This window comes from Oikeobacillus pervagus, from assembly GCF_030813365.1.
In the GTDB taxonomy this organism is placed as follows: Bacteria; Bacillota; Bacilli; order Bacillales; family DSM-23947; genus Oikeobacillus; species Oikeobacillus pervagus.
Window position 1 is genome coordinate 1 of record NZ_JAUSUC010000037.1, and the last position, 20,713, is coordinate 20,713.

At 37.8% G+C, this 20,713-nt stretch carries 19 protein-coding genes; 15 read left to right on the forward strand and 4 right to left on the reverse strand.

Annotation, left to right across the window (positions count from 1 at the left end):
• The 8 genes from J2S13_RS12695 to rpsI form a co-directional block, all read left to right on the forward strand.
• Window positions 1–768, forward strand: a 768-nt coding sequence (locus J2S13_RS12695) for a DNA-directed RNA polymerase subunit alpha (RefSeq protein ID WP_307258140.1), incomplete at its 5' end; no start/stop codon positions are given.
• Between the two features lie 43 nt (window positions 769–811).
• On the forward strand, window positions 812–1,207 hold the full coding sequence (gene rplQ, locus J2S13_RS12700) for a 50S ribosomal protein L17 (protein ID WP_307258141.1): 396 nt from the start codon (window positions 812–814) through the stop codon (window positions 1,205–1,207).
• Window positions 1,208–1,504: 297 nt separating this feature from the next.
• Window positions 1,505–2,347, forward strand: a complete 843-nt coding sequence (locus J2S13_RS12705; RefSeq protein WP_307258142.1) for an energy-coupling factor ABC transporter ATP-binding protein — start codon at window positions 1,505–1,507, stop codon at window positions 2,345–2,347.
• Window positions 2,323–3,192: an energy-coupling factor ABC transporter ATP-binding protein gene (locus tag J2S13_RS12710; RefSeq protein ID WP_307258143.1), complete on the forward strand. Its 870-nt coding sequence runs from the start codon at window positions 2,323–2,325 to the stop codon at window positions 3,190–3,192. The genes J2S13_RS12705 and J2S13_RS12710 overlap by 25 nt, the downstream gene beginning before the upstream one ends.
• Window positions 3,189–3,986 (forward strand): energy-coupling factor transporter transmembrane component T family protein, encoded by a 798-nt coding sequence (locus J2S13_RS12715; RefSeq protein ID WP_307258144.1) that lies wholly within the window; start codon window positions 3,189–3,191, stop codon window positions 3,984–3,986. Before J2S13_RS12710 ends, J2S13_RS12715 begins: the two co-directional genes overlap by 4 nt.
• 21 nt (window positions 3,987–4,007) lie before the next feature.
• Window positions 4,008–4,751: a tRNA pseudouridine(38-40) synthase TruA gene (gene truA, locus J2S13_RS12720; protein WP_307258145.1), complete on the forward strand. Its 744-nt coding sequence runs from the start codon at window positions 4,008–4,010 to the stop codon at window positions 4,749–4,751.
• 152 nt (window positions 4,752–4,903) lie between these two features.
• Window positions 4,904–5,341: a 50S ribosomal protein L13 gene (gene rplM, locus J2S13_RS12725; RefSeq protein WP_307258146.1), complete on the forward strand. Its 438-nt coding sequence runs from the start codon at window positions 4,904–4,906 to the stop codon at window positions 5,339–5,341.
• Window positions 5,342–5,363: 22 nt separating this feature from the next.
• Complete coding sequence (rpsI, locus tag J2S13_RS12730; RefSeq protein ID WP_307258147.1) at window positions 5,364–5,756, forward strand: 30S ribosomal protein S9; 393 nt, start codon at window positions 5,364–5,366, stop codon at window positions 5,754–5,756.
• A 292-nt stretch (window positions 5,757–6,048) separates the two neighbouring features.
• Here rpsI and J2S13_RS12735 read toward each other — a convergent pair whose 3' ends face one another.
• Window positions 6,049–6,948 (reverse strand): 3-hydroxyacyl-CoA dehydrogenase, encoded by a 900-nt coding sequence (locus J2S13_RS12735; protein ID WP_307258148.1) that lies wholly within the window; start codon window positions 6,946–6,948, stop codon window positions 6,049–6,051.
• 693 nt (window positions 6,949–7,641) lie between these two features.
• Here J2S13_RS12735 and J2S13_RS12740 point away from each other — a divergent pair.
• The 4 genes from J2S13_RS12740 to J2S13_RS12755 all read left to right on the forward strand — a co-directional run bounded on the left by J2S13_RS12740 (window position 7,642) and on the right by J2S13_RS12755 (window position 13,914).
• The gene (locus J2S13_RS12740) at window positions 7,642–9,414 is read left to right on the forward strand and encodes an oleate hydratase (protein WP_307258149.1); all 1,773 of its coding nucleotides are present in this window, start codon (window positions 7,642–7,644) and stop codon (window positions 9,412–9,414) included.
• 707 nt (window positions 9,415–10,121) lie between these two features.
• On the forward strand, window positions 10,122–10,619 hold the full coding sequence (sigV, locus tag J2S13_RS12745) for an RNA polymerase sigma factor SigV (protein ID WP_307258150.1): 498 nt from the start codon (window positions 10,122–10,124) through the stop codon (window positions 10,617–10,619).
• Window positions 10,619–11,470, forward strand: a complete 852-nt coding sequence (gene rsiV / locus J2S13_RS12750) for an anti-sigma-V factor RsiV (protein WP_307258151.1) — start codon at window positions 10,619–10,621, stop codon at window positions 11,468–11,470. The genes sigV and rsiV overlap by 1 nt, the downstream gene beginning before the upstream one ends.
• A 503-nt stretch (window positions 11,471–11,973) precedes the next feature.
• On the forward strand, window positions 11,974–13,914 hold the full coding sequence (locus J2S13_RS12755; protein ID WP_307258152.1) for an acyltransferase family protein: 1,941 nt from the start codon (window positions 11,974–11,976) through the stop codon (window positions 13,912–13,914).
• Between the two features lie 324 nt (window positions 13,915–14,238).
• Here the strand turns inward: J2S13_RS12755 and J2S13_RS12760 are convergent, their stop codons facing one another.
• On the reverse strand, window positions 14,239–15,231 hold the full coding sequence (locus tag J2S13_RS12760; RefSeq protein ID WP_307258153.1) for an ABC transporter substrate-binding protein: 993 nt from the start codon (window positions 15,229–15,231) through the stop codon (window positions 14,239–14,241).
• Between the two features lie 201 nt (window positions 15,232–15,432).
• Between J2S13_RS12760 and J2S13_RS12765 the strand changes: the two genes are divergently transcribed.
• The 3 genes from J2S13_RS12765 to J2S13_RS12775 are packed head-to-tail and all read left to right on the forward strand — an operon-like array spanning window position 15,433 to window position 18,319.
• A complete protein-coding gene (locus tag J2S13_RS12765; protein ID WP_307258154.1) occupies window positions 15,433–16,428 on the forward strand; it encodes a FecCD family ABC transporter permease in 996 nt (331 codons plus the stop codon).
• 2 nt (window positions 16,429–16,430) lie between these two features.
• Window positions 16,431–17,486: a FecCD family ABC transporter permease gene (locus J2S13_RS12770; protein WP_307258155.1), complete on the forward strand. Its 1,056-nt coding sequence runs from the start codon at window positions 16,431–16,433 to the stop codon at window positions 17,484–17,486.
• Window positions 17,487–17,500: 14 nt separating this feature from the next.
• Entirely contained in the window at window positions 17,501–18,319 is an 819-nt protein-coding gene (locus tag J2S13_RS12775; protein WP_307258156.1) for an ABC transporter ATP-binding protein, read from the forward strand.
• Between the two features lie 296 nt (window positions 18,320–18,615).
• Here the strand turns inward: J2S13_RS12775 and J2S13_RS12780 are convergent, their stop codons facing one another.
• Window positions 18,616–19,623 (reverse strand): FecCD family ABC transporter permease, encoded by a 1,008-nt coding sequence (locus tag J2S13_RS12780; protein ID WP_307258157.1) that lies wholly within the window; start codon window positions 19,621–19,623, stop codon window positions 18,616–18,618.
• Window positions 19,620–20,630 carry a FecCD family ABC transporter permease gene (locus J2S13_RS12785; RefSeq protein WP_307258158.1) on the reverse strand — a complete coding sequence of 337 codons (1,011 nt, stop codon included), beginning with the start codon at window positions 20,628–20,630 and terminating at the stop codon, window positions 19,620–19,622. Before J2S13_RS12785 ends, J2S13_RS12780 begins: the two co-directional genes overlap by 4 nt.
• Between the last annotated feature and the right edge of the window lie 83 nt (window positions 20,631–20,713).

The window sequence follows — 20,713 nt, forward strand, 5'->3', positions numbered from 1 at the left end:
GGTGTACTGCACGAGTTCTCAACAATTGAAGGCGTCGTGGAGGATGTAACAACCATCATTTTGAATATAAAAAAATTAGCGTTAAAGATCTATTCTGATGACGAAAAAACGCTGGAAATTGATGTTCAGGGTGAAGGAGTTGTAACAGCAGCTGATATTACGCATGATAGTGATGTGGAAATCTTAAACCCTGATTTACACATTGCCACTCTTGGGAAAAATGCGAATCTCCGTATGCGATTAGTAGCCCAACGTGGACGTGGTTACACTCCGGCTGATCAAAACAAACGTGATGATCATCCAATTGGCGTTATCCCAATCGACTCCATTTATACACCTGTATCACGGGCAAACTATCAAGTTGAGAATACACGTGTAGGTCAATTAAACAACTATGATAAGCTTTCTCTTGACGTTTGGACAGATGGAAGCATCGGTCCAAAAGAGGCGATTTCTTTAGGAGCAAAAATATTAAATGAACATTTAAATATTTTCGTAGGTCTTACGGATGAAGCTCAAAATGCTGAAATCATGGTTGAAAAAGAAGAAGATCAAAATGAAAAAGTTCTTGAAATGAGTATTGAAGAACTAGATCTTTCAGTTCGTTCTTACAACTGTTTAAAACGTGCTGGTATTAATACCGTACAAGAGTTAGCCAATAAAACAGAAGAAGATATGATGAAAGTTCGAAATCTTGGTCGGAAATCACTAGAAGAAGTGAAATCCAAACTAGATGAGTTAGGTTTAAGCTTAAGAAAAGACGATTAATGGTCAATACAAATAGATAATTTCAAAAAAGGAGGGAATCTTCATGTCTTACAGAAAACTAGGACGCACAAGCGATCAACGGAAAGCACTACTTCGTGATTTAGCAACAGATCTAATTATTAACGGTCGTATTGAGACAACTGAAGCGCGTGCGAAAGAACTACGCTCTGTTGTTGAAAAAATGATCACTCTTGGTAAACGTGGTGACCTTCATGCTCGCCGTCAAGCTGCAGCGTTTTTACGTCGTGAAGTAGCTGAAACAATTGAAATTGAAAAAGAAGATGGCAAGAAGAAGGAAGTACCAGTTTATGCTATTCAAAAACTATTCAATGAGATTGCTCCAAACTACAGCGAGCGCCAAGGTGGATACACTCGTATTATGAAAATGGGTCCTCGTCGCGGTGACGGTGCACCAATGGCTATTATTGAATTAGTTTAATTTACATCTTTGTATGACAACAAGGGCGAAACAGTTTCAAACTCGTTTATGCCCTTTTTCTATAACGCAACGTTACATGTTTCAAAAGCTGAGTGTTACGATGAGCATAATAGGACTCGTCTAGCTCATGTACCTCATCCAGCCTTTTTTAAAAGGGGCTCTTACTAGAGCGGGAAAAGAATTCTTTTCTTTGGAATGAGGTACAGGCTTTTTTTGTATCCACACCTTTAAGATTCCCTGAAAAACGAAAAAATGATAGTTGAGTTGCAAGTCTAGCCTAGACAGAGGAGGTTGAATATGGAGAGTCAGCCATTAATCACGATAAAAAACGTGTCTTTTCGCTACCCTAATCAGAATGATCTTGCATTGAAAGATGTCTCCTTAGATGTTAGAAAAGGAGAGTGGCTTGCGATTGTAGGTCATAATGGTTCTGGCAAGTCGACATTGGCAAAAATGTTAAATGGTCTCCATTTCCCTGAAAAAGGTGAGATTACTATTTGTGGATTTGATTTAACAGAAGAAAATGTATGGGAGATCCGCAAACAGGTAGGAATGGTCTTTCAGAATCCTGATAATCAGTTCGTTGGAACGACGGTCGAGGATGATGTGGCTTTTGGTTTAGAAAACAATGGCATAGATTTCGACACGATGGTGACACGAGTGAAAGAATCTTTACATAGTGTAGGGATGGATCACTTTCTCAATCAAGAGCCACACCATCTATCAGGTGGACAAAAGCAACGGGTTGCGATTGCTGGAATTCTTGCTTTACAGCCTGAAATTATCCTATTGGACGAGGCCACTTCTATGTTAGACCCTAGAGGAAGAGAAGAAGTGATTCATACGATTAAACAGCTTAAATCAGAGAAAGATTTAACGGTTATCTCCATTACTCATGATTTAGAAGAGGCAGCAAAAGCAGATCGAATCATCATTTTAAATGGAGGAAAAGTCTATAAAGAAGGCATTCCAAATGAAATTTTCCTCTTAGACGAAGAATTAGTTTCTTTAGGGCTTGATATTCCTTTTCCAGTGAAATTGAGCAAACATTTGCAGGAGAAGGGATTTGCGATATCTCATAATCATTTAACAGAAGAAGAGCTGGTGAAAGATTTATGGACATTAAACTTCAAAATATAGAATACCGGTACTCAATTGGGACTCCTTTTGAACGGAAAGCGATTGAAAATGTTCATTTCAATATTCACTCAGGGGAATTTGTCGCAATAATCGGACATACAGGTTCCGGAAAGTCAACGATCCTCCAACATTTAAATGCTCTCCTTCAACCAACAAGTGGGTCAGTGATTATTGGTGATCGTGTGATTGAAGCAGGTAAAAAGGCAAAAAACTTGAAAGCTATTAGACAAAAGGTTGGGATTGTCTTTCAATTTCCTGAGCATCAATTATTTGAAGAAACCGTTGAAAAGGATATTTGTTATGGACCGATGAACTTTGGAATATCTGAATCTGAAGCGAGGAGACGGGCCCAAGAGCTAATTGAACTAGTAGGTCTTCCAATGGAAACATTGCATAAATCCCCATTCGACTTGTCAGGTGGTCAAATGCGAAGGGTTGCCATTGCAGGTGTATTAGCAATGGAACCAGAAGTCATTGTTTTGGATGAGCCTACCGCGGGGCTAGACCCACGAGGAAGAAAAGAAATCATGGACATGTTTTTTACATTACATAAGGAAAAAAAACTGTCGACTATTCTCGTGACCCATAGCATGGAAGATGCCGCCGAATATGCGGATCAGGTAGTGATTATGCATAAAGGTTGTGTGTATAAGAAGGGGGATCCTAGATCGATCTTTTCTTCTCCTGATGAACTTTTTTCCTTAGGCTTAAGTATACCCGAAGTCGTCCGTTTTCAATACTCGCTTCAAAAGAATTATGGGATCAAATTGAATAAAACGTGTTTAACGATTTCAGAACTTGTTGAGGAGTTAGATCATCTTAGAAAGAGCGGTGATCCATCATGATGGACAAAATCATTATTGGGCGATATATTCCATCTAACTCCATTGTTCATCAATTGGACCCGAGATCAAAATTGATTTTTGTATTTGCTTTTGTTTGTATTGTGTTTCTTGCCAATAACGCGGTAACTTATGGGACATTGGTTGTTTTTACATTTGTCCTAATATCGTTATCTAAAATTCCTATTCGATTCTTACTATCAGGTTTGAAGCCAATCTTATGGTTGATTTTATTTACCTTCTTTTTACATCTATTTTTTACAAAAGAAGGGGAACTTATTTTTCATTTAGGGTTTATTAAAATTTACGCTGAAGGGATTCGTCAAGGGATCTTCATTTCTTTACGTTTTTTCCTTCTCATTTTGGTCACCTCTCTGTTAACATTAACGACTAGTCCGATTTCAATTACAGATGGGTTAGAAAGTTTATTAAATCCTTTTAAAAAGCTCAAACTCCCCGTACATGAGTTAGCCTTAATGATGTCCATTTCCCTACGATTTATTCCAACCTTAATGGATGAAACGGAAAAAATAATGAAAGCACAAATGGCAAGAGGAACGGATTTTACAAGTGGACCGATAAAAGACCGATTGAAGGCCATTGTTCCTTTACTGATTCCATTGTTTGTTAGTTCATTTAAGCGGGCCGAAGAATTAGCGATTGCCATGGAAGCAAGAGGTTATAGAGGGGGAGAAGGAAGAACAAAGTATCGTCTCCTTAGCTGGAGGAAAAAAGACACAGCTGTTATTTTCATCCTAGCATTACTTACATCAGTGCTATGGATGTTAAGAAATTAGTGAGTAGTGAGGGATCCAGATATGAATCGAATCAAATGTATCGTTTGTTATGATGGAACCGCTTTTGCAGGATATCAAATTCAACCAAATGGACGAACGATTCAAGGATGTATTGAAAAGGCATTGAAAATGATTCATAAGGGACAGGATGTGAAAGTTTTCGCCTCTGGACGAACGGATGCAGGAGTCCATGCCGTTGGACAAGTGCTCCACTTTGATTCCCCTTTAAGGATCCCCCCTCATAAATGGCCGAATGCGATCAATGGGTTGTTACCTAGGGATATTCGTATAAAGGAATGTGAAATCGTCGATTCTTCCTTCCATGCGCGATTTTCAGCTAGTGGTAAGGAGTATCGTTATAAAGTTCATACAAGTGCCTTTCAAGACCCGTTCAGAAGGAATTTTTCCTATCATTACCCATACAAATTGGATATGAAATGGATGGAAGAAGCGGCAAAGAATTTAATTGGAACCCATGATTTCACAAGCTTTTGTTCCGCGAAAACCGATGTAGAAGATAAGGTTCGAACGATTGAACAAATATCAATCCATTCAAGTCAAGATGAACTGGAATTTCATTTTATAGGGAATGGTTTCTTATACAACATGGTTCGGATTTTGACGGGATCTTTATTGGATATAGGGAGTGGAAAAATTTCTCCAAATGAGATCAAACGGATTTTAGAGGCAAAGAATCGATCAATGGCGGGAAAAACAGCACCAGCAGCTGGATTGTATCTATGGAGAGTTTTTTATGACAACTAAACCAGGTGTAACATTTTCTTGACATTGAGTTCTGAAAGTTATATTATATCATATGGTATTATATTTAACCCCACGATAAGCCCCGGAACTTATTCGTGTTATAAATAAATACAATGGTACTTTTCATTTTTTATTTTTAGGAGGGTAATAGCATGCGTACGACGTATATGGCGAAAGCAAATGAAATCGAGCGTAAATGGTACGTAGTAGATGCTGAAGGCAAGACTTTAGGTCGCCTTTCAAGTGAAGTTGCATCTATTTTACGCGGTAAACATAAACCAACATTTACACCACATGTTGACACTGGTGATCATGTAATTCTAATCAACGCAGAGAAAATTGAATTAACTGGTAAAAAATTAACAGATAAAATTTATTACCGTCACAGCCAATATCCAGGCGGATTAAAAACTCGCACAGCATTAGAAATGCGTACAAAATATCCTGTAAGAATGTTGGAGCTTGCTGTTAAAGGTATGCTTCCAAAAGGTTCTTTAGGTCGTCAAATGATCAAAAAACTTCATGTATACGCAGGATCTGAGCATCCACATGAAGCACAAAAACCAGAAGTTTATGAACTTCGTGGATAATAATTAAGAGGAGGGAATTATTTTGGCACAAGTACAATATTACGGAACTGGTCGCCGTAAGAGCTCAGTTGCTCGTGTTCGTTTAGTACCAGGCGACGGACGTATCATTATCAACGATCGTGAAGCAGAAAGCTACATCCCATTTGAAGCTCTACGTGAAGTAATCAAGCAACCACTTGTTGCGACAGAAACTTTAGGAAGCTATGATGTATTAGTAAACGTAAATGGCGGAGGATACACTGGTCAAGCAGGTGCTATTCGCCACGGTATTGCTCGTGCATTACTTCAAGCTGATCCTGAATATCGTACAACATTAAAACGTGCAGGATTATTAACTCGTGACGCTCGCATGAAAGAACGTAAAAAATACGGTCTTAAAGGCGCTCGTCGTGCACCACAGTTCTCAAAACGTTAATCAATTCCTTATTGTATCAACGTTTACAGACGTTTTTTGGTTCAAATCAGCTGAAACCTTACAAAGCACTTAACAGATTTAAAGCATCGGCATCTTGCTGGTGCTTTTTTTTGGCATTAATTCTAGATAATAATTTTGGGTTGTTTGAATCGTAAGGAATCATCCGCTTTGCGCGAATAACAACCAACTTTATGAAAAGATTCAAAAAAAGTCGGCTCAATGAATGAACCGACTTACGTACTTATCCTTAAAAAGAACTAAAATGGTAGATATCTATTTAGAATAAAAAAAATTAAGCTTTCAAAAATCCAGGTTGGGCAAAGCTCGGGTTTGGATATTTATAGAAGCCTTCTCCAGTTTCACGACCTAGTTTTCCTTTATCAATATACTCAGTTTTTAGTAGTTCGGCTAATTTTTTGTATTCCTCTGTACCAGTTGCTTTAGCTTTTGCAAGGGTAATGTTGTAAGCCGTATTAATTCCTACAACATCTAGAATTGCAAATGGGCCAAGTGGGGCTCCTGTTGCAATCATCCATGTTTTATCGATTGTTTCAGGGTCAGATACTTCCTTTAGTAATAATAATTGTGCTGCATCTAAGAATGGAACTAATAAGGAATTTAAAATGTATCCCGGTTGTTCTTTATATATTGGTAAACCAACCATTCCAATTGCTTTAGCAAAGTCTAAAACTTCATCAAAATATTTCGGGTCTGTTCCAGAGTGTTTCATTACTTCAGCCGTATTGTTTTTCCAAATTTCATTTGCAAAATGGAGGGCTAAAAATTTTTCTGGACGTCCAGTTGCTTCAGCAAATTGACTTGGTAATAATGTAGAAGAGTTTGTAACGAACACAGTCTTTTCGGGGGCAACTGCACCTAGTTTAGTGTAGAAGTCAACTTTAATATCTACTCTTTCGGAAATAGCTTCAATGACAAGATCTGCCCCAGCAACTGCTTTCTCTAAGTCACTATAAAATGATAAGCGGTTATACGCTGCATCAACTTCTTCTTGACTTGCACCTAAATCCTCCTGGTAACGTGGTTTTAACTTCAAGATTCGATCTTTGGCAGCTTCTATTGCTTCATCATTAATATCATAAACAGAAACATTAAATCCTTTGAAAGCTGTTTGGTAGGCAATTTGACTTCCTAAAACACCACTACCAGCAACCGCAATGTTTTGATAATTCATAAAAATTCCCCTTTCAGTGTTAACGAAGATTTGAAAAGCTTATTCATTTTGAAGTGAAAGAAACCACATAGGTATCATAATTCGACATCTATTAGCAATATTTTACAACGCCTATTATTCTTTTGTCCAATAATTGTATTCCTTCTTTATAGTCCTTATTATGGGCAATTGTTATGAAATTAATTGTATTATTTCGTAGTGAATGATAGGGATGGAATGGACTATTCCTAAATTCGCATGAATATTATCCGACGAAACAACTCGAGTTGTTACTTTTCCAGCTATTAAAAAGGGGAATTCTCTGCATTTTAATCAGTGATGTGATGACGGTAAAAATGCTTGGTTTTGGTATAGAAGTGAACGTTATTCCACTTTAGGGTGTTTAGTTTTAATGTCAGCTTTGATTAAATTAGGCAATCAATTCCTTTTTATGGATTCATAATATAATAATTATGTAAATCTAATCTTATTGATTTTCCCCTTTAAGGTAGAAGTTATGGGAGTTCCATTGGAGTTTTCATGTATGGCTGTCTTTTATAAACATACAAAAAGTTGCTGTGTCCAATTAGAAGGTTATGTAAATTAACATTTAAATTCCGGAATTGAATTTTTTGTTAACTTTTAACTGATTTTACCATGTCTCTAAAAATTCATGGTATTCTATATTAGAATAATAAACAGGGAGGCGGTATTATGTACTACAGCAATGGTAACTTTGAGGCTTTTGCACGTCCTAAAAAACCTGAGGGTGTAGATGAAAAATCTGCTTATCTTATTGGTTCTGGGCTAGCTTCACTTTCTGCAGCATGTTTTTTAGTTCGTGATGGCCAAATGAACGGAGAGAATATTCATATTCTCGAAGAACTGGATATTGCAGGAGGAAGTCTTGATGGCATACTTAATCCGACAAGAGGCTTTATTATTCGTGGTGGTCGAGAAATGGAAAATCATTTTGAGTGCTTATGGGATTTATTCCGCTCCATTCCTTCGTTAGAAGTAGAAAATGCTTCGGTTTTAGACGAATTTTATTGGTTAAATAAAGAGGATCCGAATTATTCAAAATGTCGATTAATAAAGAATAGAGGAGAAAGACTTGAGGATGACGGGAAGTTCACCTTATCGGATCAATCATCTGAAGAAATGATTAAACTATTCTTTACCCCTGAGGAAAAATTAGAGGATAAAAAAATCACGGATGTTTTCTCAGAAGAGTTTTTTGAATCGAATTTTTGGTTCTATTGGTCTACTATGTTTGCGTTTGAAAAATGGCATTCTGCGATGGAAATGCGTCGTTATATTATGCGTTTTATTCATCATATTGGTGGATTACCAGATTTATCAGCATTGAAATTTACAAAGTATAATCAGTATGAATCGTTAGTACTTCCTATGATTGAATATTTAAAAAGTCATGATGTTGATTTCCAATTTAATACGGTTGTAGAAAATGTCCTGGTTGATCAAGTGGGAGACAAAAAAGTAGCTCATACGTTAGTGTTAAGAAAAGACGGTGTAAAGAAGAATATTGAGCTAACAGAGAATGAATTAGTATTTGTAACAAATGGGAGTATTACGGAGAGCACGACTTATGGTGACAATAACACGCCAGCCCCTAGAAGCACTGATCTAGGTGGCAGTTGGTCTCTTTGGAAAAATATCGCTGCACAAGATGGTGAGTTTGGTCGACCAGAAAAATTCTGTGATAATCTTCCGGAAGAAAGCTGGTTTGTTTCCGCCACGCTGACTACATTAGATGATCGTGTGGCTCCTTATATTGAAAAAATCAGTAAAAGGGATCCATACGCTGGTAAGGTCGTAACAGGAGGAATTGTCACAGCTACAGATTCTAATTGGATGCTAAGCTATACATTGAACCGGCAACCTCACTTTAAAAATCAACCAAAAGATCAATTAGTCGTGTGGATTTACGGCTTACTATCAAACAAACCGGGTAATTTTATCAAAAAGAGTATCACAGAATGTACGGGTATTGAGATTGCTCAAGAGTGGTTGTATCATATGGGGGTACCGGTGGATGAAATTCCGGATCTCGCGCAAAATTCCTGTAATACCATTCCGTGTTATATGCCATATATCACATCTTACTTTATGCCAAGAGCGATGGGGGATCGCCCATTAGTTGTGCCAAAAGGATCTGCTAACCTAGCTTTTATTGGCAACTTTAGTGAAACAGCAAGAGACACTGTTTTTACCACTGAATATTCAGTAAGAACGGCGATGGAGGCTGTTTATCAATTATTAAATATTGACCGTGGTGTTCCAGAAGTATTTGCATCTGTTTATGATATTCGCACGTTATTAGCTTCAACATCACGTTTACTGGACGGAAAAAAATTAACAGATATCGATGCACCTTTTATCTTAAAGCAACTCGGTAAATTGGGTGTTCACAAAACAAAAGATACGATTATTTATGACTTACTGAAAGATAGTCAATTAATATAGCAATGCATCAACTCAAAGAATAGACAAAGCCAAGTTTTTAGGCTTTGTCTATTGGGTAGTAGGTTCTCTTGATGAGAGAATTACGGGAATGCGCCCATCACCAAAGTTAAAGAAGAATGTAAAAATACGTTCTTTTAAGGTGCCTGTTAGTCTTTCAATATCCAAAGCGTTCATTACTGGCGCTTTGAAGGCTCCCAAGCTTTTTAGCCTGGGGGCCTTTTTCCAATTTTGTTGGGGATGGTTGAATGGTCTTCTGGAGAAATACCTAGAAACCAGGTAGCCCTGTTACGAAGGTCTATGAACATCTTATTCAGTAATGGAGTGACCTAATCATGAAAAGACAAAGAAGAAAGTTCACCTCTGAATTTAAAGCTTAAATGTTCTATGAAAACGGTAAAATCGAGAAAAGATATATTCATGAATGTGATTTAACTCCGTCTACACTAGATCAATGAATTAGGAAAAGCCAGACATCAGGTTCCTTTATAGAAAAAGACAACAGAACTTCGGGAGAAAACGAGTTAATGGAGAATAATATTTTAAAGCAAGCCGCTTTGTCTGTATGTTTTATTCACAATTCATAGCCCCCCGCATTTAAATGAGATAAAAAAAATCTCCCCTAAGCAAACTTTTTTATAACTCTTCTTCGTCTATACTATGTAACAGCTTATAAAACGTATTTCTTTCAAAAGGAGCTCTTTGAGGTAATGAAAAAAAAGGAGAAACATGCACTGTTCGTCAAATGTATTACTACTCACAAAGAAGATTTTTATCGTTTAGCGTATAGTTATGTAAAAAATCAAGAAGATGCATTAGATATTGTTCAAGAATCGATAAAAAAAGCACTGATTTCTATTGAAGCCATTAAAGAACCTAACTCCATAAAAAGTTGGTTTTATAAAATTGTCGTTCGTACAGCAATCGATTTTCTAAGAAAACAAAAGAAATGGATACTTACGGATGATCAAACGATTGACTTTTTAAGTCATGGGAAAGAAGATTCATACGAAAATTTTGATCTTCATAATGCTTTAGATGAATTACCCCTCCAATATAAAACCGTTATTGTTCTGCGCTTTTTTGAAGATTTAAAATTGGAGGAAATTGCAGAAATTGTGGAAGAAAACCTTAACACAGTTAAAACGCGCCTATACAGAGGGTTAAAGTTATTACGTATTACAATTACCGAGGAGGAACTAATTTAATGAACAAAGAATTAGATAGACTAAAAAACGAATATAAGAATGTGCAAATCCCGAAAGAATTAGATGTCATTGTAGGGAAAGCTCTTAAGAACAAACCGAAAAAGAAACAACTATATATTTGGCCAACAAGTGCGGCTGCAGCTGCAGTATTATTAACAGTAACAGTCAATTTTAGTCCAGATGCAGCACGGGCTATATCTAAGATTCCTGTTGTCAAGGAGGTCCTAGAAGTTATTACATTTAACGAGATTAAAGAAGAAAAGGATCATTCCAGTATTGATGTTAAAACCCCAGCTATTACAGGGCTTGAGAATAAAACGCTTGAAGAGAACCTAAACAAAAAATATGTAGAAGAAAGCAAGAAGTTATATGAGAAATTTACAAATTCGTCATCCTCTCAAAAAGGGTATTTGTCTATTGATAGTGATTATGAAAAGGTGACAGAGACGCCTGCCGTTTTATCCATTCGTCGTACTATTCAAAGAACAGAAGCATCCGGGTATATTCAAAACCAATATATTTCAATTGATAAAGAGGCTCAAGTATTAATCACTTTAAAGAGCTTGTTTAAAAATGATGAGTATGTAAAGGTCATTAGTGAAAACATTAAAGAACAAATGAAACAACAGATGAAAGCAGACTCTAATAAACTTTATTTTATAACAGAGGAGGATATGGAACCTTTTACACAAATTGATCCAAACCAGCAGTTTTATATTAGTGGAGATTATAAATTGGTAATTGCATTTGACGAATATGAGGTTGCCCCAGGATATATGGGAGCCGTAGAGTTTAAAATTCCAACCGAGGTTATTTCGGATCTCCTCGTGGGAGACAGATATATTCATTAACATGGGATTATGTTTTTCTTGTTTGAAAAGTTCTCTCACTCATCTTTAGTTTAAAAAATTACAAACGCCCTTCCTCCTAATAGAAATAGGAGAAAGGGCGTTTTGTGGTTCTATTTTTCATGTTTAGGATCTTCCTGTTATCTCTATGGTGTTAGGCCAAATAGGAAAAAGAAGATAAACCATAAAAATTAAAGAGCTATTCCTCCCTTTCAGTTTATTTGTAACAGGTATAAATGTATTTCCAGCTCTCTAACAAATAGACGCTCAAAGTAATAAAAAAGTTTTCCTTACTAAGATTTTAAAATTCATATCTTATGAAACTTAATGGTTAGATCATCACGTCTATTAAAGGAACTGCTTTAATAAACGAATTTGAAGAGCATCCCAGATACAAATCTCATAGCACATATCAGTAAGAAAGATTATACCTGAACATGTAGTGGGAATTTGAAACATCATAAATCAACTTGTAGAAGTTATACAGATAATTGGAGGAGTTATGTATGTCAAGCAATACAAAAAGTCACCGCTATATCCCTGGATTAGATGGACTGCGAGCGTTGGCAGTACTGTCTGTCATAGCTTACCATTTTAGCTTCAGTTGGGCGAAAGGGGGATTTCTAGGTGTTGATATCTTTTTTGTTTTATCGGGTTACTTAATAACATCTACTATTTTGCCTGTACAAGGAGATCAGTTAACAGTCAATTTACGTAAATTTTGGATTGGACGGTTTAGACGTTTAATTCCAGCTGCCTATTTCATGATTATGGCTACTGTCGTTTGGGTGGTGTTATTTAACCGAGAGCTTCTTAACACTGTGCGCGGAGATGCAATATCTTCTATTTTTTACGCAAGCAATTGGTGGTTCATTTTCCATAAGCTCTCATATTTTGATAGTTTCGGCTCTCCTTCACCTTTGAAAAATTTATGGTCGTTAGCGATTGAAGAACAATTTTATTTCATTTGGCCCATTGTGTTAACAATTGGACTATATGTATTTAAAAAGCGAAGCAAGTTGTCCATTTTCGTCTTTATTGGGGCATTATGTTCGGCCATGTTAATGAGCATTCTGTATGAACCGGGGACAGATCCTAGCCGTGTCTATTATGGGACAGATACCCGTTCATTTGAATTGCTTATTGGCTGTTGTCTAGCTCTTGTTTGGCCCATGAAAAGACTTTCGTCCAAAAATCTTTCTGCTGGACTTCGCCACACACTAAACATCATTAGTATAATCACTTTTGTCATTTTTATCATTTGCATATTTCAGGTGGATGAATATCAAGCGTTCTTATACAGAGGAGGGATGCTGTTGATTTGTATCAATGCAGCCATCCTGATCGCTTGTGTTTGTCATCCTGTCAGCTTTTTAGGGAAATTACTTTCTTGGAAGCCCCTTCGCTGGATGGGTTCGAGATCTTACGGAATCTACCTTTGGCATTACCCTGTTATAGTGTTGGGTACCCCTGTTTATGAAATAGGAAATCCAGTATACTGGCGAGTAGCTTTGCAATTAGTGATTATATTGATCATCGCGGAATTTTCATATCGTTTTATTGAAATGCCGATTAGAAAACATGGATTCCGACCATTCCTTCGGCAGTATCTGGCAATCGACATTTTAAAGTGGAGAAGCTTTCCTTTAGTGCGAAAAGTATCAACTGTACTCATACCTTTAGTCCTTCTAATCTTTACGGCTGGTATCGCGGGTGTAGGTAAAGGGGAGGAACCGAAGAAATTAATGGCATCATATCCAACTCAAGTAAGAATAAATGAGGAAGATTCGTTTTCTGGTAGTAAAGATTCTGTTACGAAGAGTTCTGAAGAGAAGGAAAGTATTGAATTAGAGAAAAATTCTTTTGATCAAGATCCTGGGCAAGAAATGGAACTAAATGACGAACAGAATAAGAAAGCGTCAAAAAAGAAGAAAGATGATACAAGTGTTGTACAGGAAGAGAAATCTTATACGGAGATACTGGCTATTGGGGACTCTGTCATGATAGATATTGCAGCAAGTTTGCATAAATTATATCCGGATATGACCATTGATGGAAAAGTCGGAAGGCAAGTGTATCAAGCCGTTGCATTAGTGCCTGGTTACGCAAATTTCAATCACCCAGATAAAGCAGTTATTATCCAACTTGGAACAAACGGTTATTTTACTAATGATCAAATAGATACATTGCTAAACGCTTTCTCAAATGCTCATATTTATTTAATCAATACACGTGTACCACGTTCATGGGAAAATAAAGTGAATGATGCTTTATATAAAAAAGCCCAAGAGCACGGAAATATTACGTTGATTGATTGGCATTCTGTAGCGATAAATCATCAGGAATATTTTACTCCAGATGGTGTACATTTAGAACCGAAAGGGATCGAAGCGTTAACAGGTCTTATTGACCGAACGATAAGCACTAGTATTAAAAAAGATCGATAGACTTGCTTATGTAAGCATGGAATAAAATACGAAAAAACTTGGCCTTTCACACAGCCTAAAAATAAAAGAACAGGAAGTAATAAACTTACTTCCTGTTCTTTTATTATTTAGGAAACTATAAAATTTTGAACAGTGGATAAGCTTTTAAAAAGTGTTGTCCACGGCGAGCCTACAGCGCCTATCGTCTAGCGTATTTCTCCGTCTTTTCCTCCGATAAGTCAACATCAGCTTGTGGACTACCTCGCTTTTGTTTCCTTTATCTCAGTCAAAGGATACGAAATCCGTAAACAAGACCTGCGGCGCTTTCTCATTTGTTCTTCCATCTTATTTAGCTAACATTTCCTCAAGTTGATCTAACATTTCATTTGCTGCGATTACTCCGCCTGCTGTGTTCCAAATTACGTCGTCTACTTTATAGACTTTTTCGTTTTTAACAGCATTTAAGTTTTTCCAAAGCGGATCATTTGTCCATTCTTTTTCTAATTCCAGCCCTGATTTGTCATCTTTAGGTGCGTATGTGAAATAGAATAGGATATCACCATCCATTTCAGGTATTAACTCTTTATCTACTTCAACCGCAAGTTTTCCAAGTTTTCCAGGGTTTTCAAAAAGTTTTTCTTGATTTTCGGGGCGTTTAAATCCTAATTGATCAAAAATGACTCCTGAGAAAGAATCTGTATAATAAATACGAGTTCTTCCGGGCATGAAGCGAACCATGGAAATTGTTTGGTTCGTTTTGTCGCCGAGTTTTTGTTTCACATCTTCAACATGTTTATTATAGTTGTCTAATACTTCTTTTCCTTTATTTTCCTTATTGATCGCTTTTGCATAAAGTTGTAGGTTTTCTTGCCAGTCTCCTCTTAATGTTTCAGCAAACACGGTAGGGGCAATTTTATTTAATTTATCATAGATCGCTTCTTGGCGAATTTTGTTGCCGATAATTAAATCAGGCTGAAGTGCGGCGATTTTTTCAACATTTACTTCTTGTTCGGTCCCGACAACTTCGACCCCTTTTAATTGATCTGAAAGATGGTCATACCAAGGGTCGCCTGAAAAAGCTTCGACAGCCCCAACTGGTTTAACTCCCATTGCCAAAAGTGCTTCAATTCCCTCATTTGTTAAAATGACGATACGTTTAGGAGTTTTCGGGATGGGTGTTTCTCCCATGGCATGTTTGATTGTATAGGCCTGTTCTTCTTTTGGTTTTTCTTTTGTGGCCTCTTCTTTTTTAGATGTATCGTTGTTTCCGCATGCAGCCATAACGAGTAAGAAAAGCGCAGCCACAAAAGCAAGTGTTGCCTTTGAATATGAACGCATAATATGTCCTCCATAACTATAATATAATGATAATGATTTTCATTTACAATAATAATAATATTCAGGATTATGGCAGATGTCAATATGTATTTACAATGAAGATAGGTAGTTTTAATTGAAAATGATTTTCATCCCCATTAACTTTTGGTACAATATGATATGAATCAAGAAATAATTTTGGCTAATCAGGAGAGACAAAAAATGGTTTTGACCAATCGTTTGAGAGCAATTATTTTATGTATTTCAATTTTAATGCTGTTATTCAGTATGTGTATGAGTATTGTTTATGGCTATACAAATACGAACTGGAAAATGGCTTGGGAGGCCTTTTCTCATTTTAATGGGTCAAATGAACATATCGTCATCCGCGATGTTCGCTTGCCGAGGGCTTTCATCGCTTCGGTTGTAGGGGCATGTCTTGCTTTGGCGGGTGCTTTGCTTCAGGCTTTGACGAAAAACCCACTGGCTTCACCAAGTTTTTTTGGAATTAATTCAGGAGCGGGATTTGCGATCGTTGTTGCGTTTTCCATTTTTTCTATAAGCAACCTTCAAGCGTATGTATGGATTGCCTTTTTGGGAGCGGCGATTTCCAGTTTAATTGTTTACTTTATTGGGACGTTGGGAAGGGAAGGATTGACTCCTTTAAAGCTTACTTTAGCGGGAGCCGCTGTGGCTGCACTTTTTTCATCCATGACGCAAGGCTTTTTAGTAATAAATGAGGCAGCACTAGATCAAGTATTGTTTTGGCTTGCCGGTTCTGTTCAAGGGCGTAAGCTTGAGTATTTAACTTCAGTATTTCCATATATCGTGATCGCTTTTGTTTTTTGTATTTTTTTAGCCCCCAAAATGAATATTTTTGCGATGGGGGAAGATGTTGCAAAAAGTTTAGGATTAAAAACCGGAATGGTCAAAATATTTACAGGGATTGCAGTCATTCTTCTTTCGGGGGGAGCTGTTGCGATTGCCGGTCCGATTAGTTTTATCGGAATTGTGATTCCTCATATTGCAAGATATGTAGCAGGAAATGATTATCGCTGGATTTTACCTTACTCTGCTGTTTTTGGCGGTATCCTTTTAGTTCTAGCGGACATAGGGGCGCGTTTTGTCGTCATGCCAGAAGAAGTGCCGGTCGGTGTCATGACGGCGATTATTGGAACACCTTTTTTCATATACATTGCTAGAGGGGGGTTCAAATAATCATGAAAAAGTATTCCTCTGTTCGTTTAGGAAAAGGGTTTATTTCCTTTTTAGTAGATAGAAAAGCATTCTTGGTCGCTTTGATCTTTTTGATTCTTACATTTATTGTTTTGGTTGTGTCGACAAGTGTCGGTGAAGTTATGATTTCACCATTTGAATCATTTAAAACGATCATTGGCATGGGTGATGAGATGAATCAATTAATTATCAATTCGTTTCGTTTGCCAAGAATTTTGATCGCTTTATTAATTGGGATGTGCTTGGCGGTTTCGGGTGGCATTTTGCAAAACTTAGTTCGTAATCCGTTGGCATCACCAGATATTATAGGGGTCACGGGCGGTGCATCGACAGCCGTCATGCTTTTTTTAGCCATATTTTCTGATAGCAACCATTCGTTGACTGTTAGTATTAGCTGGATGCCTGTGTCAGCTTTTATTGGGGCAATTGTCACATCCTTTTTCGTTTATTTTCTAGCTTGGAAAAAAGGAGTATCATCATTCAGAATTGTGCTAATCGGAATTGGCATCACATTATTAACAAAATCAATCACGACACTTTTAATGATTAAAGGACCAATTTATCAAGCTGCCCAGGCAAATGTTTGGATCACGGGTAGTGTGTATACGGCAAATTGGGAGCAAGTACAAATTCTTTTGCCCATTACTATCTTGCTTCTCTTCATCACGATTGTCATGACACGGACGATTAACATACAAGAATTTGGAGACCCTATTGCCGCAGGTGTTGGTAGTCGTGTGCAGTTTAACCGATTTGCTTTACTTCTATTAAGCGCTGCATTAACAGGGAGTGCTGTTGCATTTGGCGGTGGTATCGGTTTTGTCGGGCTCATGGCACCACATATGGCAAGACGACTAGTGGGTTCAAGTTTTGGCGCAGTCCTTCCGGTATCCGCACTGATTGGCGGTCTACTGGTCATGTTGGCTGATTTAATTGGGAGAACGGTATTTTTACCACTTGAAGTTCCAGCAGGAGTTTTCACTGCCGCAATTGGAGCACCGTATTTTATTTACCTTTTATATAAAACTAGAAACTCTTAAGGGGGTCTTGATTCATGAATGCTTTAAAAACAGAGGCATTGTCCTTATCCTACGGAAATACCTTAATTATTGACAAGTTGAATTTAACGATTCCAAAAGGTGAAATAACCGTCTTTATTGGTAGTAATGGATGTGGAAAGTCCACTCTATTGAAATCTTTAGCAAGGTTATTAAAGCCTTTAAATGGTTCGGTCATTTTAGAAGGGAAATCCATTGCCAAGATTCCAACAAAGGAAGTAGCCAAAAGTTTAGCTATTTTACCACAGTCCCCAGAAGTACCAGAAGGGTTAACCGTACTTCAGCTTGTGAAACAAGGGCGTTATCCTTATCAAAGTTGGTTAAAACAATGGTCGAAGGAAGACGAAGAGGCCGTGCAACGGGCACTTCAGGCCACAAGAATGACCGACTTGGCTGAGAGAACGGTCGATTCCCTTTCAGGTGGACAGCGACAGCGTGCCTGGATTGCGATGACATTAGCTCAAGAAACGGATATTATCTTGCTTGACGAACCGACCACCTATTTAGATATGACCCATCAAATTGAAATTTTGGATTTATTATTCGAACTAAATGAAAAAGAAAAACGGACGATTATCATGGTACTCCATGATTTAAATCTTTCCTGCCGTTATGCACATCATATTGTCGCTCTTAAGGATAAAAAGATTTATGATCAAGGAAGACCAGAGGAAGTTATCAATTGTGAGCTTGTGAAGGAAGTATTCCAAATGGACTGTCAAGTGACGAGGGATCCATTATTCGGAACTCCGCTTTGTATCCCATTCGGCAAGGGAAGATGTGTACTCAAAGAAGTTGAAGTGCAGCATGGATAGGCTGTTGCTTGTAGAAATCGATCAGCTTTCCAAGTTCCATTTTGGAACAGAGAAGTCTTCTTCTAAATGATCCATGGATCATTTAGAAGAAGACTTTTATGATTGTGTGCGCTATTTGAACTGTGGATCAGCCATTAAAAGATGTTGTATCATCAATGAAGCATTAAGAAAAGGGATTTTGCGGATTTCTACTATTACTAGGAATGTGTGTAATAGAGAGTGGCTATTAGAATGAAAAGACGAGAGCAGCCCAAAAGGAAAGCTCCTTCTGTGAATACCCTCGTCTCTGTACGAATCTATTTTTTTAATAACAAATAAACAAAATAGGGTGCGCCGATGAAGGCGACGATTATGCCTGCGGGGATTCCATTGCCATCTGCTAAGTTACGGCCAATTGTATCGGCGAGCAGTAATAGGAACCCTCCAATTAAAATGGCAATTGGGATGAATAGTTGGTTTCTAGGCCCCACTAATCCTTTGGCGATATGGGGAGCCATAAGTCCGATAAAGCTGATTCCGCCAGTAACGGAAACAGCAGAAGCGGCAAGGGCAACAGCTGTTATTAATAAGATGAATCGTTCCCTTTCAACTGATATTCCAACACCGATGGCGACGGGCTCATTTAATGCAAGAAGGTTTAATTTATTCGCTTTATACAATGTAAACGGAATAAGAAGAACTAACCATGGGAGAAGGGCCCAAATAAATGGCCAATCTGCTCCCCAAATATTTCCTGCTAGCCATTTCGCTATGAAATCCACTTTTTCCGGTTCAGCGGATGAAATTAGGACAATCATCGCCCCTGAAAGTGCCATAGAAAACCCAACTCCAACTAACACTAATTTTACTGCAGGTAATCCCGCATTTTTTGAATAAGAACAGATATAGATTAAGAAAGCCGTCAATAAGGCACCAATAAAAGCAATAAGTGGAATCAGATAAATAAAGGCCCCAGGCTCAATTGGAAAGAATAGAAAGAAAACGGTAACAGCAACACCTGCACCCGAGTTGATTCCCATGATTCCAGGGTCAGCTAAGTCGTTGCGCGTAATTCCTTGTAAAATAGCTCCAGATAGTGCAAGGGCCATACCGGCTAAAATGGTTATGATAATTCTTGGTAATCGTATTGAAAATAAAACAAATTCTTCTTTAAATGTACCTTGACCGAAAAGGGTTGGAACGATTCGGTTATAAGATAGAGAGGAAAATCCCCATCCCATTCCAATCACACTGGTGATGATCAAAAGTACTAGTAAACTCCATAGAAGGATTCGTTGTTTTTTTATAATAGATGAATGAATCATGAGAATGTTTTCCCTCCTTTATTCACGATGAAAAGGAAGAAAGGTAAGCCCAAAACGGCAACAATGGCTACAACAGGTGTTTCAAAGGGAGCATGAATCGTACGTCCAATTGTATCGGCGAAAAGCATGAACGTAGCTCCAATAATCGTTGCCATCGGAATAATAAATCGGTAATCCGTTCCAACGATGGCGCGAACGATATGAGGGATCATTAGACCGATGAAAGCCATATTCCCTACAAGTGAAACAGCAGCACCTGCTAATATAATAATGACAATAAAAAGGATCGCTTTGATTTGAGTTGTCTTTTGTCCTAATCCAACGGCAACATCTTCATTTAAACTAAGGATGGTAAGTTGTCTTGCGAGAAGAAACGAAACAAATATCCCGATAAGGATAAATGGAATAATCACTTGTAGCTGATTCCATGATGTCCCGACCATCCCACCTGCTGTCCACATTGAGACATTTTTGGATATTTTAAAATATATGCTGATTCCATCTGCGACTGCATAGAGGAAGGCAGAAACCGCTGCCCCAGCTAGTACAATTCGAAGGGGGGAAAACCCTCCCTTTTTAAGCGCCCCAATTCCAAATACCATAATAGTACCTATAGCTGCCCCGATAAAACAAGCAATGGTTATGATGAAATAATTGGCCGAGGGGAGGAAGGCGATCGTTATGGCTAACGCAGCATTTGCCCCAGCAGTTAACCCTAGTAATCCTGGGTCTGCCAGTGGATTTCTTGTGATTCCTTGCATAATCGCACCTGAAACGGCTAGCGCTGCTCCGATAAAAGCCGCTGCTACTTCCCTTGGAAAGCGGATTTCTCGCAACATTAAAGTAGTATCTGTTTCAGCATTGGAAGTAAGGGCGGTCCACACATCTTTGATCGTTGAATCGGCTGCTCCAAATACCATAGAAATAAAAAACATCCCAACAAATACTACTAGACTAACCATTAGTTTGAATATAAACGGAATAGAACGTTGATTTTCTTTCATCATCACTCTCTCATCTTCTCTTTTATATAATAGGAAAGTGGCTGTCATATGTAAGGAGTCGACTTTCTATGACTCTTTCCGCTTCT

Excerpts from the sequence above, each read along its gene's own strand:
- rplQ (WP_307258141.1), top strand. The coding sequence starts at position 812 with ATGTCTTACAGAAAACTAGGACGCACAAGCGATCAACGGAAAGCACTA.
- J2S13_RS12705 (WP_307258142.1), top strand. The coding sequence starts at position 1,505 with ATGGAGAGTCAGCCATTAATCACGATAAAAAACGTGTCTTTTCGCTAC.
- J2S13_RS12710 (WP_307258143.1), top strand. The coding sequence starts at position 2,323 with ATGGACATTAAACTTCAAAATATAGAATACCGGTACTCAATTGGGACT.
- J2S13_RS12715 (WP_307258144.1), top strand. The coding sequence starts at position 3,189 with ATGATGGACAAAATCATTATTGGGCGATATATTCCATCTAACTCCATT.
- truA (WP_307258145.1), top strand. The coding sequence starts at position 4,008 with ATGAATCGAATCAAATGTATCGTTTGTTATGATGGAACCGCTTTTGCA.
- rplM (WP_307258146.1), top strand. The coding sequence starts at position 4,904 with ATGCGTACGACGTATATGGCGAAAGCAAATGAAATCGAGCGTAAATGG.
- J2S13_RS12735 (WP_307258148.1), bottom strand. The coding sequence starts at position 6,948 with ATGAATTATCAAAACATTGCGGTTGCTGGTAGTGGTGTTTTAGGAAGT.
- J2S13_RS12740 (WP_307258149.1), top strand. The coding sequence starts at position 7,642 with ATGTACTACAGCAATGGTAACTTTGAGGCTTTTGCACGTCCTAAAAAA.
- sigV (WP_307258150.1), top strand. The coding sequence starts at position 10,122 with ATGAAAAAAAAGGAGAAACATGCACTGTTCGTCAAATGTATTACTACT.
- rsiV (WP_307258151.1), top strand. The coding sequence starts at position 10,619 with ATGAACAAAGAATTAGATAGACTAAAAAACGAATATAAGAATGTGCAA.
- J2S13_RS12755 (WP_307258152.1), top strand. The coding sequence starts at position 11,974 with ATGTCAAGCAATACAAAAAGTCACCGCTATATCCCTGGATTAGATGGA.
- J2S13_RS12760 (WP_307258153.1), bottom strand. The coding sequence starts at position 15,231 with ATGCGTTCATATTCAAAGGCAACACTTGCTTTTGTGGCTGCGCTTTTC.
- J2S13_RS12765 (WP_307258154.1), top strand. The coding sequence starts at position 15,433 with ATGGTTTTGACCAATCGTTTGAGAGCAATTATTTTATGTATTTCAATT.
- J2S13_RS12770 (WP_307258155.1), top strand. The coding sequence starts at position 16,431 with ATGAAAAAGTATTCCTCTGTTCGTTTAGGAAAAGGGTTTATTTCCTTT.
- J2S13_RS12775 (WP_307258156.1), top strand. The coding sequence starts at position 17,501 with ATGAATGCTTTAAAAACAGAGGCATTGTCCTTATCCTACGGAAATACC.
- J2S13_RS12780 (WP_307258157.1), bottom strand. The coding sequence starts at position 19,623 with ATGATTCATTCATCTATTATAAAAAAACAACGAATCCTTCTATGGAGT.
- J2S13_RS12785 (WP_307258158.1), bottom strand. The coding sequence starts at position 20,630 with ATGATGAAAGAAAATCAACGTTCTATTCCGTTTATATTCAAACTAATG.